Below are 15,149 nucleotides of genomic sequence, written 5' to 3'. Positions count from 1 at the left end.
GCCGCCGGCGTGCGGCGACCGGGCAGGGGCCCTCAGCCCCGGCGCGAGACCGACTTCGGCAGCACGAACACCAGCGCGAAAGCGGCGACCGCCATCAGGGTGCTCAGGAGCATCGCGGGAGCCGCGGCGTCGAGGAAGCCAGAGGCGACCGTGTCCGGACCCGTGATGACGAGGCTCCCGAACAGCACGCTGCCGATGACCGCGATGCCCACGGCCGAGCCGATGCGCTGGATCGCCGAGATCACGCCGCTCGCCGCGCCCGCGTCCTGCGGGTCGACGGTCGAGACGATGAACTGCACGTTCGGGGCGATGAAGAAGCCGTTGCCGAGGCCCGCGATCAGCAGCGGCGGCAGGAGCTGCCAGTTGCTGATCGAGTCCGGGGTCGCGGTCAGCAGCACCAGCCAGACCCAGCCGAGCCCGACGGCGAGCAGTCCGCTGCCCATCACCAGGACGTTGCGCCCCAGGCGCGCCGTCATCCGGTTGCTCTGCGAGGAGCTGATGATGCTGCCGATCGCGAAGGGGATCGACACCAGGCCCGACTCGAGCGCGGTGTGGCCGAGGCCCGACTGCCAGAGCAGCGAGATGGTGAAGAAGATGCTCGTGAAGGCCGCGAAGTAGACCAGCGCGAGGATCACGCCTCCGGTGAAGGCCGGGTGGCGGAACAGCGTCGGCGGCACCAGGGGAGCGCGTCCGCGGCGGACGTGGAGGACCTCCCAGGCGCCGAACGCGGCGAGGAGCAGGACTCCGCCGGCGATCGAGAGGAAGGTCCACAGCGGCCAGCCCTCGTCCTCGCCCTGGATGAGCGGGACGAGCAGGGCGACCAGGCCGCCGGAGACGAGGACGAGGCCGAGCCAGTCGACGCCTCCGCTCGGGGCGCGGTCGCCGGCCTCGAGGTCGCGGCGGGCGGGGAGGAGGACCGCGGCGGCGATCAGGGTCGCGACGCCGATGGGCAGGTTCACCCAGAAGACCAGGCGCCAGCCGTTCTCGTCGCCGAAGGCCTGGATGATCAGGCCGCCGATGATCGGGCCGAGCGCCGACGAGACGCCGAGGACCGCGCCCATCACCGCGAAGGCCTTGCCGCGCGAGGGACCGCGGAAGAGGAGCTGGATGTAGGCGTTGACCGCCGGGACGAAGACGCCGCCCGCCAGGCCCTGCACGATGCGGGCGACGACGAGCTGGGTGTCGTCCGCGGCCAGTCCGCACGCGAAGCTGGCGACGGTGAAGAGGGCGATGCCGCTGACGAAGACCCACTTGTGCCCGAAGCGGTCGCCGAGGCGGCCGGCAGGGATCAGGGCGAGGCCGAACGCGAGGGCGTAGCCGGAGATGATCCAGGAGAGCGTCGACTCGGAGGCGTCGAGCGTGGTGCGGATGGTGGGAAGCGCCACGTTCACGATGGTCGTGTCGAGCAGGGCGATGAACATGCCCGCGAGCAGGACGATCAGCGAGCGCCAGGCGCGCTTGTCGGGGGCGGGAGGGGCGCCGGTCGATCGGGCGGTCGACGTCTCGGTCATCGCAGGAGTGCCTTTCGAGCAGGGAGGGAGGGGTGGTCCGTCAGACCTGTTCGAGGGACGCGACCGGATGTGAATGCTCGCAGGAGAAACCGGGTTTCCGCACGCCGGGATCTGTGGGGGCCTTCAGACGGAGGGCATGCCGCAGGCTCGCCTCGCGGGGCGTCAGCGGATGCGCGACTCCGCTAGCCGGGCGCAGTCGATGCAGAGCTCGGCCGTGGGCCGGGCGGCGAGGCGGGCGGCTCCGATCGGGCGGCCGCACGAGGCGCAGTCCCCGTAGCCGCCGGTGCCGAGGCGGGTGCGAGCGGCGTCGAGCTCGCGCGCCGTGCGGGCGAGAGCGTCGCGGACTCCGGCCATCCGCGACCACTCGGCCGAGAGCGGCGTGCCCTCCGGGTCGTGCTCGTCATCGGCGGTGCCGTCGGCACGGTCGCGCAGGAGCTCGGCCAGCGAGGCCTCGAGCCGGGCCGCCTCGTCGCGCGTCTCGGCCTGCCGCTCGGCCAGCAGCGCGTCGAGGAGGCGCGCCTCGTCCGGATCCATCGGCATCCGACCATGCTGCCACCCACGCGAGCGGCGGGGCATCGTTGTGCGATCCGGCGCTGACCCGGCGGCGGGCGGCGGGGCAGACTAGAGGCATGCCCGTCGTGACCGTGCTCCCCGACCGCCTCGAACTCCGCCTCACCGCGGCCGAGCGACTGCTCGCGTTCCACCGCAGCGACGTCGTCGTCGACCGGTCGAGCATCCGCTCGGCGACGGTCACCGAGGACCCCTGGATCTGGGTCCGGGGCATCCGCGCGCCGGGCACCGCGGTGCCGCTCACGCTCGCAGCCGGCACGTGGAAGTTCCACGGCGGCAAGGACTTCCTGCTGATCAAGCGCACTGCCTCGGCCGTCGTGATCGACCTGGTCGACGAGGACTACTCCCGCCTGATCGTGAGCACCAAGCACGCTCCCGAGCTGATCGCGGCCCTCCAGCTGGGGACGACGACCGCGGCGATCCCCGTGATCGAGACCGACGACCTCGTGATCGTCCCCGAGGTCGCCGAGCAGGCGGAGCGGGCACAGGCGGCCGCCGCGGAGAAGCGCGCGAAGAAGAAGGCGAAGGCGGCGGAGGCCGCGGCCGTGGCCGCGGAGGCGGCCGGTCCGGTGACGGTGGTCGAGGGCCGGGAGGCTGCGAGCGGCGGGAGCGCGGCGACCGCGGCTCCGGAGGCGGACGGCGCCGCGGAGGACGTCGCGGCTCCGACGGAGTCAGCAGCGGGGGCCGCTCCGAAGAGCCCGAAGGCCACGCCGAAGGGCGCTCCGAAAACGAGTGCTCGGACCGCCGCGAGCACGCCGGCCGAGTCCGGGGCTTCCGCGCCCGTGGACGTCATCGGCTCCGAGCCGATCGACTCCGCAGCTCCGGTGAAGCCCGCCGAGCCGAAGCCCGCCGAGCCGAAGCCCGCGGAGCCGAAGCCCGCCGAGAAAAAGTCCGCGGGATCGAAGCCCGCCGAGCCGAAGCCCGCCGGATCCGAGTCCGCCGAGCCCGCCCCCGCGAAGCCGGGGCCGGCCGCGAAGCCCGCGCCGAAGCCCCGCACGCCGGCGAAACCCCGCGCCGCGCGCCCCGACTCCTCCGTCGGTCACGCGTCGGCCGAGCCGAGCGGCGCCACCGAGGCCGCGGAGTAGCGCACCGCCGCACGAGCAGCAGCCCCGCAGCGCCGGCCGAGGCGCCCCCTCCTCGACGCTCGAGGCGGGCGGACGCCCTCCGCCGACGCCGTGCCCTCAGGCGCGGACGTCCACCAGCGTCCGACCGTGCGAGCGGCCTGCGAGCACGTCCTCGGCCGCGTCGACCGCCCCGCCGAGCGGCACCGTCGTCGTCAGCTCGTCGAGCAGCTCCAGGTCGAGGTCGTGGGCGAGGCGGCGCCAGGCCTCCTCGCGGAGCTTGCGCGGCGCCTCCACCGAGTTGATGCCGGCCAGCGTCACTCCGCGCAGGATGAACGGCATCACGCTCACCGGCAGGTCCGGGCCCTGCGCGAGACCGCACGCCGCCACGGTGCCGCCCCACCGCGTCTGCGCGAGGGCGTTCGCGAGCGTGTGCGAGCCGGCGGAGTCCACCGCTCCCGCCCAGCGCTCGGACTGCAGCGGCTTCCCGCCCTCCTGCAGCTCGGCGCGGTCGATGACGTCGGAGGCGCCGAGGCGCTGGAGCAGAGCGCCGTGCTCGCCGAGCCGGCCGGTCGAGGCGACGACCTCGTGGCCCAGGCGCGTCAGGAGCGCGACGGCGAGCGACCCCACGCCTCCCGAGGCCCCCGTCACCAGGACGGGACCGCTGCCCGGCCGCACGCCGTGCCGCTCGAGCGCCAGCACGGCCAGCATCGCCGTGAAGCCCGCGGTGCCGATCGCTCCGGCCCGTGCCGCCGAGATGGCGCCGGGCAGCCGGAGCAGCGACGCGGAGTCGACACGCGCCCGCTCGGCGAGCCCGCCGTCGTGGCGCTCGCCGAGGCCGGCGCCGTTGAGCACCACCCGGTCGCCGGAGTCGAAGCGCTCGCCCGCCTCGCCGTCCGCGTACTCCACGGTGCCGACCAGGTCGATGCCGGCGACGAGCGGGGTGCGGCGCACGATCCCGGGCCGCCCCGCCAGCGCCAGGGCGTCCTTGTAGTTGACGCTCGAGTACTCGACGGCGATCGACACGTCGCCGTGCGAGCGGTCGGGGTCGTCGCGCTCGAGGAGGCGGGCTCGGTTGGGGGTGTCGGTGTCGGAGTCGGAGTGCCGCTCGACGACGATGGCTCGGTACATGGGCCCACGCTACGCCCGCGGGCCCGCGGCCGGGCGGTCAGTTCAGGGGCCGGGTGCCCTCGGGGAGCGATCCGCCGGAGTAGAGGGCGGAGGCCGCGTCCTGGAGCGCCGTCAGGGCGACGCGCTGCGTCCACGGACCGTAGGAGACGCGGGCCAGCCCGAGCTCCTCGAAGCGGGCGGGCGACTGCGATCCGGGGACGCCGATGACGCTGACGCGCTGCCGCCCGAGGGCGGCGACGAGGGACTCCAGCTCGGCGTCCTGGAGCAGCCCGGGGACGAAGAAGCAGGTGGCGCCGGCGTCGAGGTAGGCGCGGCCGCGCTCGATCGCGTCGGCCAGGACCTCGCCGCGGTCGCGGTCGCCGGCGCGGAGGAGCACGTCCGTGCGGGCATTGAGAGCGAAGGGCACCGCCTCCTCCTCGGCCGCGGCGACGGCCTTCTCGACCGCCCGCAGCGCCTCCGGGAGCGGCTTCGCCTGGTCCTCGAGGTTCGCGCCCACGACGCCGATCCCGATCGCGCGGCGGACCGTCTCGCCCGTGTCGCCGTAGCCCGCCTCGAGGTCGGCCGAGACCGGGACCTCGACGGCGGCGACGATGCGCTCGATCATGCCCAGGTGCAGCTCCAGCGGGATCCGCTCGCCGTCCTCGTAGCCGAACGCCGCCGCGATGGAGTGGCTGGCGGTCGCGAGCGCCCGGGTCTCCGGGAGTGCGGCGATCGTGGTCGCGCTGATCACGTCCCAGACGTTCACCACCTGCAGCAGCTCGGGGGCGGTGTGGAGGTCGACGAGGGTGCGTCCGCGCGCTTCGATGCTCATGGCACGAGCGTAGGGCCCGCGTGCGCGGCGCAGGCCGCCGCATCGCAGTCGGCGCAGACCACGAGCTGGGCGCGGCAGGAGAGATCGGTGCAGTTGCGCATCCGGCTGGTCGGCGCGGCGCACGAGGTGCAGCGGCCGAGCGCCTCGGCGTCGGGGGAGAAGGAGACGGAGCCGCGGCCGTCGAAGACGTACAGGGCCCCCTTCCACAGACCGCGGTCGCGCCGCGCCTCGGCGTAGCGGACGACGCCTCCGTCGAGCTGGTACACCTCGCCGAAGCCGCGCGCCGTCATCAGGCTCGACAGCACCTCGCAGCGGATGCCGCCGGTGCAGTACGTGACCACGGGCCGGCCCTTGAGGTGGTCGTAGACGCCGGCGTCGAGCTGCTCGACGAACTCGCGGGTGCTGGAGACCCCCGGCACGATCGCCCCCTCGAACCTGCCGATCTCGGCTTCGAAGGCGTTGCGGCCGTCGAAGAGCACCACGTCGTCGCGCTCGGCGACGAGGGCGTCCAGCTGGTCCGGGTCGAGCCGCGGCGCCGTCCCGACGACCCCGTCGGCGTCGACCCGCAGCTCGTCGGGCGCGCCGAACGAGACGATCTCGTCGCGCACCTTCACCGAGAGACCGGGGAAGTCGAGGCTGCGGCCGTCGTCGTCGAGGCCGGAGCCGTCGCTCCACTTCACCTCGAGCCCGTGGAAGGCCGAGTGCTCACGGGTGCGGCGGACGTAGCGCTTCAGGGCGTCCATCCCGCCGCCCAGCGTGCCGTTCACCCCGTGCTCCGAGATCAGCAGGCGCCCGCGCAGGCCCAGCGACTCGCACAGCTCGCGCTGCCACAGCCGCACGGACTCGGGGTCGGCCAGCGGCACGAAGCGGTAGAACAGCAGGATCTTCGGCAGCACCGGCACATCCTACGAGGACGTCCGGACCGGGGCGCGGCGTGTGGCAGCATCGTCGGGTGCCCGACGCCTCCGCCCCCGTGCCGCACTCCCGCCTCGAGGACGTCTTCGGTCTCGTCACCGGTGCGTTCGTCGTGTCGCTCGGCCTCTACCTGCTGCGCGCGAGCCAGGCGGTCACGGGCGGCACCGCGGGTCTCGCACTGCTGCTGGGGTACCCGCTCGACATCCCGTTCGGCGTGATCCTCGTCACGGTCAACGTGCCGTTCCTCGCCCTCTCGCTGTGGAAGAAGGGCTGGCGCTTCACGCTGCGGACCATGTTCTCGATCGTGCTGGTCTCGGTCCTGGCGGGCCTGCACCCGCTGGCGTTCGGCGAGCTGCGGATCGAGCCCGTCTACGGCGTCCTCACGGGCGACGTGCTCGCGGGGATCGGCCTCCTGATCCTCTTCCGGCACGGGTCGAGCCTGGGCGGATTCAGCATCGTCGCCCTGATCGCGCAGGAGCGGCTCGGCTGGCGGGCGGGCTACGTGATGATGGCGCTCGACGCGTGCGTGGTCGCGGCCGCGCTGCTGGTGGTGCCTCCGCTGAACGTGCTGATCTCGGCGGCGGGAGTGGTGGTGCTCAACCTGGTCCTGGCGTTCAACCACCGGCCCGGGCGCTATCTCGGGTCCTGACCCCCTCCGCAAGCCCTTCGGCGCGCACCGCCGGGTTCCTAGGCTGAGGGCGCGGGCCCCCGCCCGCCCTTCCCGAACGGAGAAACCGGATGTCCGACTGGACCTACGACCCCTACGCCCGCCTCGGCGAGGTGCCGACCTTCGCGCTCGAGAGCGACGACATCGCCGACGGTGCGCCCCTGTCCGCCCGCCACTACGGCGAGGGCTCCGGCGGGGAGGACGTCTCGCCGCACCTGCGCTGGTCGGGAGCCCCCGCCGAGACGAAGAGCTTCGCCGTGACGGTGTTCGACCCCGACGCGCCCACCGGCTCCGGCTTCTGGCACTGGGCCGTCTACAACCTCCCGGCCGACACCACGGAGCTCCCCACGGGAGCCGGAGCCGCCGGCTTCGAGCTGCTCCCGGCGGGCGCGCAGACGCTGCCCAACGAGATGCGGCTGCGCCAGTTCGTCGGAGCGGCGCCGCCGGACCGCGAGCACCGCTACTTCTTCGTGGTGCACGCCCTCGACGTCGAGTCGCTCGACCTCGATCCGGAGTCGACGCCGGCGATCCTCGGCTTCAACGCGCACTTCCACACCCTCGCGCGGGCGCAGATCGTCGCCACGGCGACGCCGGACGGCGCGAAGGGCTGACCCGCTCCGCGGGGAGCGCGCGCTACCCGAAGAGGGTGCGCGCCTCCTCGTAGCGGGCGTCCGGGACCGTCTTGAGGGTGCCAAGCGCCTCGGCGAAGTCCACGTGGTAGATGTCGGTGCCGCGCAGGGCGACCATGCGGCCCCAGTGCTCGGCGACGACGGAGTCGATGGCGGCCATGCCCAGGCGGGTCGCGAGGACGCGGTCGAACGCGGTGGGCGTGCCTCCGCGCTGGATGTGGCCGAGCGTCGTGGCGCGGGTCTCGATGCCGGTGCGCTCCTCGATGAGCGGAGCCAGCAGCTCGCCGATGCCGCCGAGGCGGGGCCGGCCGAAGGCGTCGAGGCCGCGCTCGGAGTGGGCGTCGTCCATCGTGTCGAGCGAGAAGCCCTCGGCGACCACGACGAGCGGTGCGCGCCCGCGGTCCTGCGCGCTCTGCACCCACTCGACGATCTGGTTTAGGGAGGTGCGCTTCTCCGGGATGAGGATGACGTGGGCGCCCGCGGCCATGCCGGAGTGCAGGGCGATCCAGCCGACGTGGCGGCCCATGACCTCGGCGACCATGCAGCGGCCGTGCGAGTCGCCGGTGGTGCGGAGGCGGTCCATCGCGTCGGTCGCGATGCCGACGGCGGTGTCGAAGCCGAAGGTGTAGTCGGTGGCGCCGAGGTCGTTGTCGATGGTCTTCGGGACGCCGACGATCTTGAGGCCCGCGTCCGTGAGGCGCTTGGCCGCCGCCAGGGTGCCCTCGCCGCCGATCGCGATGATCGAGTCGATGCCGTTGCGGTCCATCATCTCGGCGATCTTCTCGGGGCCGCCGTTCTCGCCCTCGAAGGGGTTCGTCCGGCTGGTGCCGATGATCGTGCCGCCCTGCTTGGCGATGCCCTGGATCTCGGGGCGGCCCAGGGGCAGGAGGTCGCCGTCGACCACTCCGCGCCAGCCGTTCCGGAAGCCCACGAACTCCTGGTCGTAGACCTTGATGCCCTTGTAGACGGCACCGCGGATGACGGCGTTGAGGCCGGGGCAGTCGCCACCGGAGGTCAGGATCCCGATCTTCACTCGCTCAGGTTAGAGGACCCGGTGAACGGATGTGCACGCGGACGACGACGGGCCCCTCCTCGCCGCCTCGAGGAAGGGCCCGTCGTCGTGCTCGGTGCTGGTGGGACTAGGTCGTGACGAGCTCGCCGTTGACGCCGCGGGGGAAGAATCCGCCGGTGCGCGTCCCGGCCGCGGGGTTCAGGTACACGATGTTGAGGACCTGGCCCGGGGTGCGGCTGAACGCGATGGAGCTGCCGTCGGTCGGGACGATGTTCGCCTGGCCGTTGACCTTGACGCCCTGGTCGAGGTCGGTCTTGCCGTCGAGGCTGTCGCGCGCGTCGGAGAGCTTGTTCGCCGAGTCGGACAGGTCGGCGGCGTAGATCGCCGAGCGGATCGCGCCCGCGTGGTACGCCTCCACCGCGAGGATGCCGGCGGCCGCGTCGAGGTAGGTCTTCGACTGGATGAGCGGGGCGGCGCCCTTGTAGGCGGTCACTCCCACGTCCTCGAAGACGAAGGCGCCGAGCAGGAAGTTCGACTCGCTCGCGAACGGGTCGAACGACTGACCCGCCTTGATCAGCCCCGCCGCAACGGCGGCGGAGTTGAAGCTGTCCTTCAGGTTGATCGCCGGGCGGGCCACCTTCGCGGTGCCCAGCGCGGCCCGCAGGAACTGCACGTGGGCCTTCTCGTCGTTCGCGACCTCGGTGGCGAAGCTCTTCAGCCACGGGGTCTTGAAGTCGACGGGGCGGCCGCCGATGACGCCGCCGGGCGTGCCCTTGCCGGTCACGTCCGAGCCGCCGAGGCCGGTGCCGTAGACGGCGCGGAGGTAGAACTCGGCCTCGAGGTACTCGAGGTTGAGGGCGAAGTTGAGGATCGAGGCGTCGCTGGGGCCGCTGGCAGCGACCTCCTCGGCGGAGGCGGTGGGCGCGGCGAGGGCCGCGGCTCCGATGCCGAGGCCGGCGACGCCGGTGGCCTCGAAGAAGCGGCGACGGTCGAGAGCGGTCTCAGAGCTCTTGACGATCGCGTTGCGGATGAAGGTCGTGTCGAACATGTGCGCATCTCCAGTGTTAGGCGGGTGCCGGGCAGCTGGAGCGCCGCCGCGACAGCGCGAAGCTACGCCCGGGACCGACCTGCTGACCAGTGGAAACGGGCGATCGGATCCGCGCATGTGTTCACGCCGTCTGAACCAATCCGCCGGGCGTGTCGCTCCGAACACGTCGTGGATGGGGGTTCTGCGGAGGAGCGTCCGATCCGGTGTCGGAGCCGCCGGTTAGCATCACTGCGTGTCGATCCCCGCCCCTGCTCCCGAGCCCTCCTGGGCGACGGTCTACGCGCCGTCGGAGCCCGTGAGCCTCGAGCTCACCCTCCGCACGCTGCTGCGGGGCTCGGGCGACCCGACCATGCTCCTCGACGCGTCCGGCTTCTGGCGGGCGTTCCGCACGCCGCTCGGCCCGGGCACGCTGCATCTGCGGCAGGCGGCGGACGGCGCGATCCACGCGCGCGCCTGGGGCGGGGGAGCGGAGTGGCTGATCGACGCGGTCCCCGAGCTCCTCGGCCACGGCGACGACTGGAGCGGGCTCGACCTGTCGGCCCACGCGCCGCTCGCCGAGGTGCTCCGCCGCTCGGCGGGCCTGCGCCTCACGCGCGCGAACCTGGTGTTCGAGATGCTCGCGCCGTCGGTCCTCGAGCAGAAGGTCACGAGCACGGAGGCGTGGCGCGCCTACCGGGTGCTGGTGCGCCTCCACGGGGAGCCCGCCCCGGGGCCGGTCGCTCTGCACGTGGCTCCGAGCGCGCAGCAGTGGCGGCGCGTGCCCTCGTGGGACTGGCACCGCGCGGGAGTGGATCCGCGGCGCTCGCGGACCGTCCTCACCGCCGCGCTCGTCGCCTCCGGCCTCGAGCGGACCCTCGCGCTCGGGCGGGGCGGCGACGAGGTCGCCCGCCGGCTGCAGTCGGTGCCGGGGATCGGGCCGTGGACGGCGTCCGAGGTGATGATGCGCGCCCACGGAGATCCGGACGCGGTCAGCGTGGGCGACTACCACCTGGCCGCGGCCGTCGGCTTCGCGCTCACGGGCCGGCTCGGGGTCGACGACGACGGCATGCTCGAGCTCCTCGAGCCGTGGCGCGGGCACCGGCAGCGGGTCATCCGGCTGATCGGCTGCAGCGGAGCGAGGAAGCCGCGGCACGGCCCGCGGATGACCATCCAGGACCACCGCCGGCACTGATCCGCTCCTCCACAGGGGCGGCTCGCGGGCGAGTCGGCGCGACCACCGCGTCACGCCGCGTCCGGGCGGCGGGTCGGGCTTAGCCTCGGAGGATGCAGCAGTCGACGACCCCAGGTGTGCCCGGCAGCGACCCGGAGCGCGAGCCCGACGAGGCGGCCGTGCGGAGCGGGGTCGACGCGACGATCGGTGGTCGGACGCCGGAGGGCGGCACGGGGTCGGACGACGAGGTCGAGGCCGGTGAGGCGCGCGACTCCGTGAGCGGGGCCGAGGTCGTGCCGGCGCCGGAGTCCGCGTCCGAGAACGTGGCCGAGCCTCAGGACGACCAGGAGTCCGACGCTGAGGACGTGGCTGAGCCTCAGGACGAGCAGGAGTCCGACGCTGAGGACGAGGACCTGCGCGAGCCCGGTGTTCAGGACGAGGACGAGGTCGTGCGCGACGCTCAGGACGAGGCCGTGAGCGAGCCCGATGCAGAGGACGAGGTCGTGCGCGACGCTGAGGACGAGGTCCTGCGCGGGCCCGACGCCGCGTCGGAGTCGGAGCTCGCCGCGCCCGCCGCCGCCGAGCCCGAGGTCGACGACCGCCCGATGATCGAGCGCGTCGAGTCCCTGGTCCGCCGCTGGATCGCGCGCAGCGGCGAGTTCCCGGTCGAGCCCGCCGCCCAGCGGCTCGCGGGCGTGCTCCAGGACCCGAACGGACTCGACTTCACCGTCGGGTTCGTCGACGGCGTCGCCCGGCCCGAGGACCTCTCGGTCGCGGCCGAGAACCTCGCGGCGCTCACCGCGAAGACGCCCGCCTTCCTCCCCTCCTACCTGCGCGCCGCGATCAGCACCGGCGGCGCCGTCGGCCCCGTGCTGCCCTGGGTGGTCGTGCCCGCGGCCCGCCGGGTCCTCCGCCGCCTCGTTGGGCACCTCGTGGTCGACGCCTCGGAGGCGCGTCTCGGTGCGGCCGTCGCCGCGCTGCGCGAGGGCGGCGACCGGCTCAACCTCAACCTCCTCGGCGAGGCCGTGCTCGGCGAGCGCGAGGCCCGCCGCCGCCTCGAGGGGACCCTCCGCCTGCTCGAGCGGCCGGACGTCGACTACGTCAGCGTCAAGGTCTCGAGCGTCGTCAGCCAGCTGTCGATGTGGGCCTTCGAGGAGGAGGTCGACCGCGTCGTGGAGCGTCTCACCCCGCTCTACCAGGCCGCCGCGTCCGGAGCCGACCCCACCTTCATCAACCTCGACATGGAGGAGTACCGCGACCTCGACCTGACGGTCGCCGTGTTCCGACGCCTCCTCGAGCAGCCGGGCATGCTCGACCTCGAGGCGGGCATCGTCCTGCAGGCCTACCTGCCCGACTCCGTCCGCGTGCTCGACGAGCTGACCGAGTGGGCGCAGGAGCGCCGGGCCCGCGGCGGAGCCCCGATCAAGGTGCGCGTCGTGAAGGGCGCGAACCTCGCGATGGAGCGGGTCGACGCGGCCCTGCACGACTGGCCGCTCGCGACCGTCGGCAGCAAGGTGGAGGCCGACACGAACTACAAGCGCCTGCTCGACCGGGCGCTGCGGCCGGAGCGCGTCGACGCGGTGCGCGTGGGCGTCGCCGGGCACAACCTCTTCGACCTCGCCTGGGCGTGGCTCACGGCGACCGAGCGCGGGGTGACCGGCGCGGTCGAGATCGAGATGCTGCTCGGGATGGCGACCGGGCAGGCGCGCGCCGTCCGCGAGGACGTGGGACGACTCCTCCTCTACACGCCCGTCGTGCACCCGCACGAGTTCGACGTGGCCATCTCGTACCTCATCCGCCGGCTCGAGGAGAACAGCAGCCCCGAGAACTTCCTGCCGGCCGCGTTCCGCCTCGACGACGAGGAGGTGCTGCAGCGGCAGCTCGGCCGCTTCCGCGCCTCGCTCGAGGCCCTCGACGACTCCGTCCCGCCGCCGAACCGCACGCAGGACCGCCTGCGGGAGTGGTCCTCCGGCTCCGGCCGCCGCCTCGTGCAGGAGCACGCCCGCGCCGGCGAGCGGGCGCAGGACCCGGCCGCCGCGGGCCTGACGCAGGCCGTCCTCGGCCTCAGCCGCGGCTCCGGTGCGGCCGCCGCGACCGCGGGCTTCCACAACGAGCCCGACACCGACCCCGCCCTCCCCGGCAACCGCCGCTGGGCGCGCCTGATCACCGAGCGCATCGCCGGCTCGACCATCGGAGCGGGCACGGCCGACGCCGCGCGCGTGAGCACCGAGGCGGAGCTCCAGGAGGTGCTGCGCGCGGTGTCCCGCCGCGCGGAGCGCTGGGGCGAGCGCCTGGGCTACGACCGAGCGGCCGTGCTCGACCGCGCCGGCCTCGTCCTCGCCGCGAACCGCGACCGCCTGATCGAGGTGATGGCCTCCGAGACCGGCAAGACGATCGCCGAGGCCGACCCCGAGGTCTCCGAGGCTATCGACTTCGCCCACTACTACGCCACCCGCGCCCGCGAGCTCGACGCCGTCACCGGGGCCACCTTCGTCCCCGCGCGGGTCACCGTCGTCGCTCCGCCGTGGAACTTCCCGGTCGCCATCCCGGCCGGATCGATCCTCGCGGCGCTCGCCGCCGGCTCCGGAGTCGTGGTGAAGCCGGCGCCCCAGGCCCGCCGCTCGGCGGCTGTGCTCGTCGAGGCGCTCTGGGACGCGGGCGTCCCGCAGGAGCTCCTCGCCCTGGTCGACCTCGACGAGGAGGAGCTGGGACGGGCGCTGATCACCGACCCCCTCGTGGACCGCGTGCTGCTCACCGGCTCCTACGAGACCGCCCGCCTCTTCCGCTCCTGGCGGCCCGGCCTCGCACTGCAGGCCGAGACCAGCGGCAAGAACGCGATCATCGTCACTCCCCACGCCGACTACGACCTCGCCGTCGCCGACATCGTCCGCAGCGCCTTCGGGCACGCCGGCCAGAAGTGCTCCGCCGCCTCCCTGGTGATCCTGGTCGGCTCGGTCGCCCGCTCCAAGCGCTTCCGCGCCCAGCTGGTCGACGCCGTCACGTCGCTCCGCGTCGGCCGGCCCGACGACCCGTCGGCGGTGATGGGGCCGCTCATCGAGGAGCCCACCGGCAAGCTCCTGCACGCGCTCACCACGCTGGGCGGAGGCGAGTCGTGGCTCGTCGAGCCGCAGCGGCTCGACGAGAGCGGCACGCTCTGGTCGCCCGGGATCCGCGAGGGCGTCACCGAGGACAGCTACGTCCACCTCACCGAGTTCTTCGGCCCGGTGCTCGGGATCATGCACGCGGCGACCCTCGAGGACGCCGTCCGGATGCAGAACGGCACCGAGTACGGGCTCACGGCCGGGCTCCACTCCCTGCACGCCGACGAGCTCGCCCTCTGGATCGACTCGGTCGAGGCGGGCAACCTCTACGTCAACCGGGGCATCACCGGAGCCATCGTCCGGCGCCAGCCCTTCGGCGGCTGGAAGCGCTCGTCCGTCGGCGGCGGCGCGAAGGCGGGCGGACCCAACCACCTCATCGGCCTCGGCTCCTGGAAGCCCTCGCCCGCGCGCTCCTCCTCGACGCTGCACCTGCGCGGCCTCGACGACCGCGCGCGCCAGTTCATCGAGGCGGCCCAGTCCTCGCTCCGGTTCGAGCAGTTCGACCTGCTCCGCCGCTCCGCCCTCTCCGACCAGCTCGCCTGGGCGACCGAGTTCGGCGTCGTCACCGACATCTCGAAGGTCGGCGTCGAGCGGAACCTGTTCCGCTACCTCCGCGTGCCGATCGCGCTGCGCCTGGCCGACGGCGGCGACCTCGGAGAGCTCCTCCGCGTCATCGCCGCGGGCCTGCTGACCCGCTCCCGGATGGACATCTCCACGTCCCTCCCGCTCCCGCCGCGGGTCCAGGAGATGCTCGGCGGCGACGAGCTCGCCGAGATGGCGGGCCTCGTCCCGCGCATCGTCGTCGAGACCGACGCCCAGTGGCTCGAGCGCGCCGCGGCCGGCCGCATCACGGCCCGGCGCATCCGCATCATCGGCGACATCGTCTCCGACCGCGTCGACGGCTACGCGGGCCCGCAGGCCCCCGGCAGCCCGACGCACGGACAGCAGGCCGTCGTCCGCCGATCGTCCGACTCGACCGGCTCCTTCACCGACGTCGTCGCCGGCATGACCCGCGGCAGCACAGGCAAGCCGGTCCCGCTCACCCGCGCCGACGGATCCCGCGTCCCCCTCGCGACCGCCCTCGCCGAAGCCCTCGGCGGCGCCCTCGACACCGCCGTCTACGCCGACCCGGTCACCCCCGCCGGCCGCGTCGAACTGCTGCCCTTCCTCCGCGAGCAGGCGATCTCGATCACGAACCACCGCTTCGGCAACCCGATCGATCTGAGCGACGACGTGCTGTAGTCGATTCCACGCCCGTCCCTGACGGGCGTGGCGCGGTCGGCTTCTCGACGGGGTGCGTTCTGAGGAGCGGGGGGCGTTCGGCTACAGCGATCCGCTGGTACGCGGATCGCTGGTTCGCCTCGGTGGCGGTGCTCGCGGGGATGGTGTGGATCGAGTGTGGCGCGGTCGGCTTCGCGACGGGGTGGGTTCTGCAGGGCGGTGTGCGTTCGGCTACAGCGATCCGCTGGTACGCGGATCGCTGGTTCGCCTCGGTGGCGGTGCTCGCGGGGATGGTGTGGATCGAGTGTGGCGCGGTCGGCTT

General features: G+C 73.6%; 12 protein-coding genes. 5 read left to right on the top strand and 7 right to left on the bottom strand.

What is annotated here, in order from left to right:
• Window positions 1–32: 32 nt before the first annotated feature.
• Entirely contained in the window at window positions 33–1,511 is a 1,479-nt protein-coding gene (locus C5C99_RS03130) for an MFS transporter (RefSeq protein ID WP_104335491.1), read from the bottom strand.
• 162 nt (window positions 1,512–1,673) lie between these two features.
• On the bottom strand, window positions 1,674–2,051 hold the full coding sequence (locus C5C99_RS03125; protein ID WP_258059381.1) for a TraR/DksA family transcriptional regulator: 378 nt from the start codon (window positions 2,049–2,051) through the stop codon (window positions 1,674–1,676).
• Window positions 2,052–2,140: 89 nt separating this feature from the next.
• Between C5C99_RS03125 and C5C99_RS17610 the strand changes: the two genes are divergently transcribed.
• Window positions 2,141–3,166: a hypothetical protein gene (locus C5C99_RS17610; protein WP_308471037.1), complete on the top strand. Its 1,026-nt coding sequence runs from the start codon at window positions 2,141–2,143 to the stop codon at window positions 3,164–3,166.
• A gap of 96 nt (window positions 3,167–3,262) precedes the next feature.
• On the opposite strand, the gene C5C99_RS03115 is transcribed toward C5C99_RS17610, so the two are convergent.
• The 3 genes from C5C99_RS03115 to C5C99_RS03105 are packed head-to-tail and all read right to left on the bottom strand — an operon-like array spanning window position 3,263 to window position 5,980.
• Entirely contained in the window at window positions 3,263–4,273 is a 1,011-nt protein-coding gene (locus tag C5C99_RS03115) for an MDR family oxidoreductase (protein ID WP_104335492.1), read from the bottom strand.
• 37 nt (window positions 4,274–4,310) lie between these two features.
• A complete protein-coding gene (locus C5C99_RS03110) occupies window positions 4,311–5,084 on the bottom strand; it encodes an isocitrate lyase/phosphoenolpyruvate mutase family protein (RefSeq protein ID WP_104226149.1) in 774 nt (257 codons plus the stop codon).
• Window positions 5,081–5,980 carry a rhodanese-related sulfurtransferase gene (locus tag C5C99_RS03105; RefSeq protein WP_104226150.1) on the bottom strand — a complete coding sequence of 300 codons (900 nt, stop codon included), beginning with the start codon at window positions 5,978–5,980 and terminating at the stop codon, window positions 5,081–5,083. Before C5C99_RS03105 ends, C5C99_RS03110 begins: the two co-directional genes overlap by 4 nt.
• A 56-nt stretch (window positions 5,981–6,036) precedes the next feature.
• Between C5C99_RS03105 and C5C99_RS03100 the strand changes: the two genes are divergently transcribed.
• Window positions 6,037–6,648 (top strand): YitT family protein, encoded by a 612-nt coding sequence (locus C5C99_RS03100; RefSeq protein ID WP_244230588.1) that lies wholly within the window; start codon window positions 6,037–6,039, stop codon window positions 6,646–6,648.
• 89 nt (window positions 6,649–6,737) lie between these two features.
• Window positions 6,738–7,277 carry a YbhB/YbcL family Raf kinase inhibitor-like protein gene (locus tag C5C99_RS03095; RefSeq protein WP_104222867.1) on the top strand — a complete coding sequence of 180 codons (540 nt, stop codon included), beginning with the start codon at window positions 6,738–6,740 and terminating at the stop codon, window positions 7,275–7,277.
• Between the two features lie 22 nt (window positions 7,278–7,299).
• On the opposite strand, the gene C5C99_RS03090 is transcribed toward C5C99_RS03095, so the two are convergent.
• Window positions 7,300–8,328: a 6-phosphofructokinase gene (locus tag C5C99_RS03090; protein WP_104226151.1), complete on the bottom strand. Its 1,029-nt coding sequence runs from the start codon at window positions 8,326–8,328 to the stop codon at window positions 7,300–7,302.
• A gap of 106 nt (window positions 8,329–8,434) precedes the next feature.
• A complete protein-coding gene (locus C5C99_RS03085) occupies window positions 8,435–9,355 on the bottom strand; it encodes a ferritin-like domain-containing protein (RefSeq protein WP_104222865.1) in 921 nt (306 codons plus the stop codon).
• A gap of 232 nt (window positions 9,356–9,587) precedes the next feature.
• Here C5C99_RS03085 and C5C99_RS03080 point away from each other — a divergent pair, with 232 nt between their 5' ends.
• Together C5C99_RS03080 and C5C99_RS03070 are read left to right on the top strand one after the other, a co-directional pair.
• Complete coding sequence (locus C5C99_RS03080; protein WP_258063610.1) at window positions 9,588–10,526, top strand: DNA-3-methyladenine glycosylase; 939 nt, start codon at window positions 9,588–9,590, stop codon at window positions 10,524–10,526.
• 584 nt (window positions 10,527–11,110) lie between these two features.
• Window positions 11,111–14,848, top strand: coding sequence for a bifunctional proline dehydrogenase/L-glutamate gamma-semialdehyde dehydrogenase (locus C5C99_RS03070; RefSeq protein WP_104339603.1), 3,738 nt, complete (start codon window positions 11,111–11,113; stop codon window positions 14,846–14,848).
• Window positions 14,849–15,149: the final 301 nt, after the last annotated feature.

The sequence above is a fragment of the Rathayibacter sp. AY1C4 genome (genome assembly GCF_002932195.1).
GTDB lineage: Bacteria > Actinomycetota > Actinomycetes > Actinomycetales > Microbacteriaceae > Rathayibacter.
The sequence above is the reverse complement of the archived record's forward strand: the minus strand, read 5'-3'. Positions and strand labels throughout refer to the sequence as shown.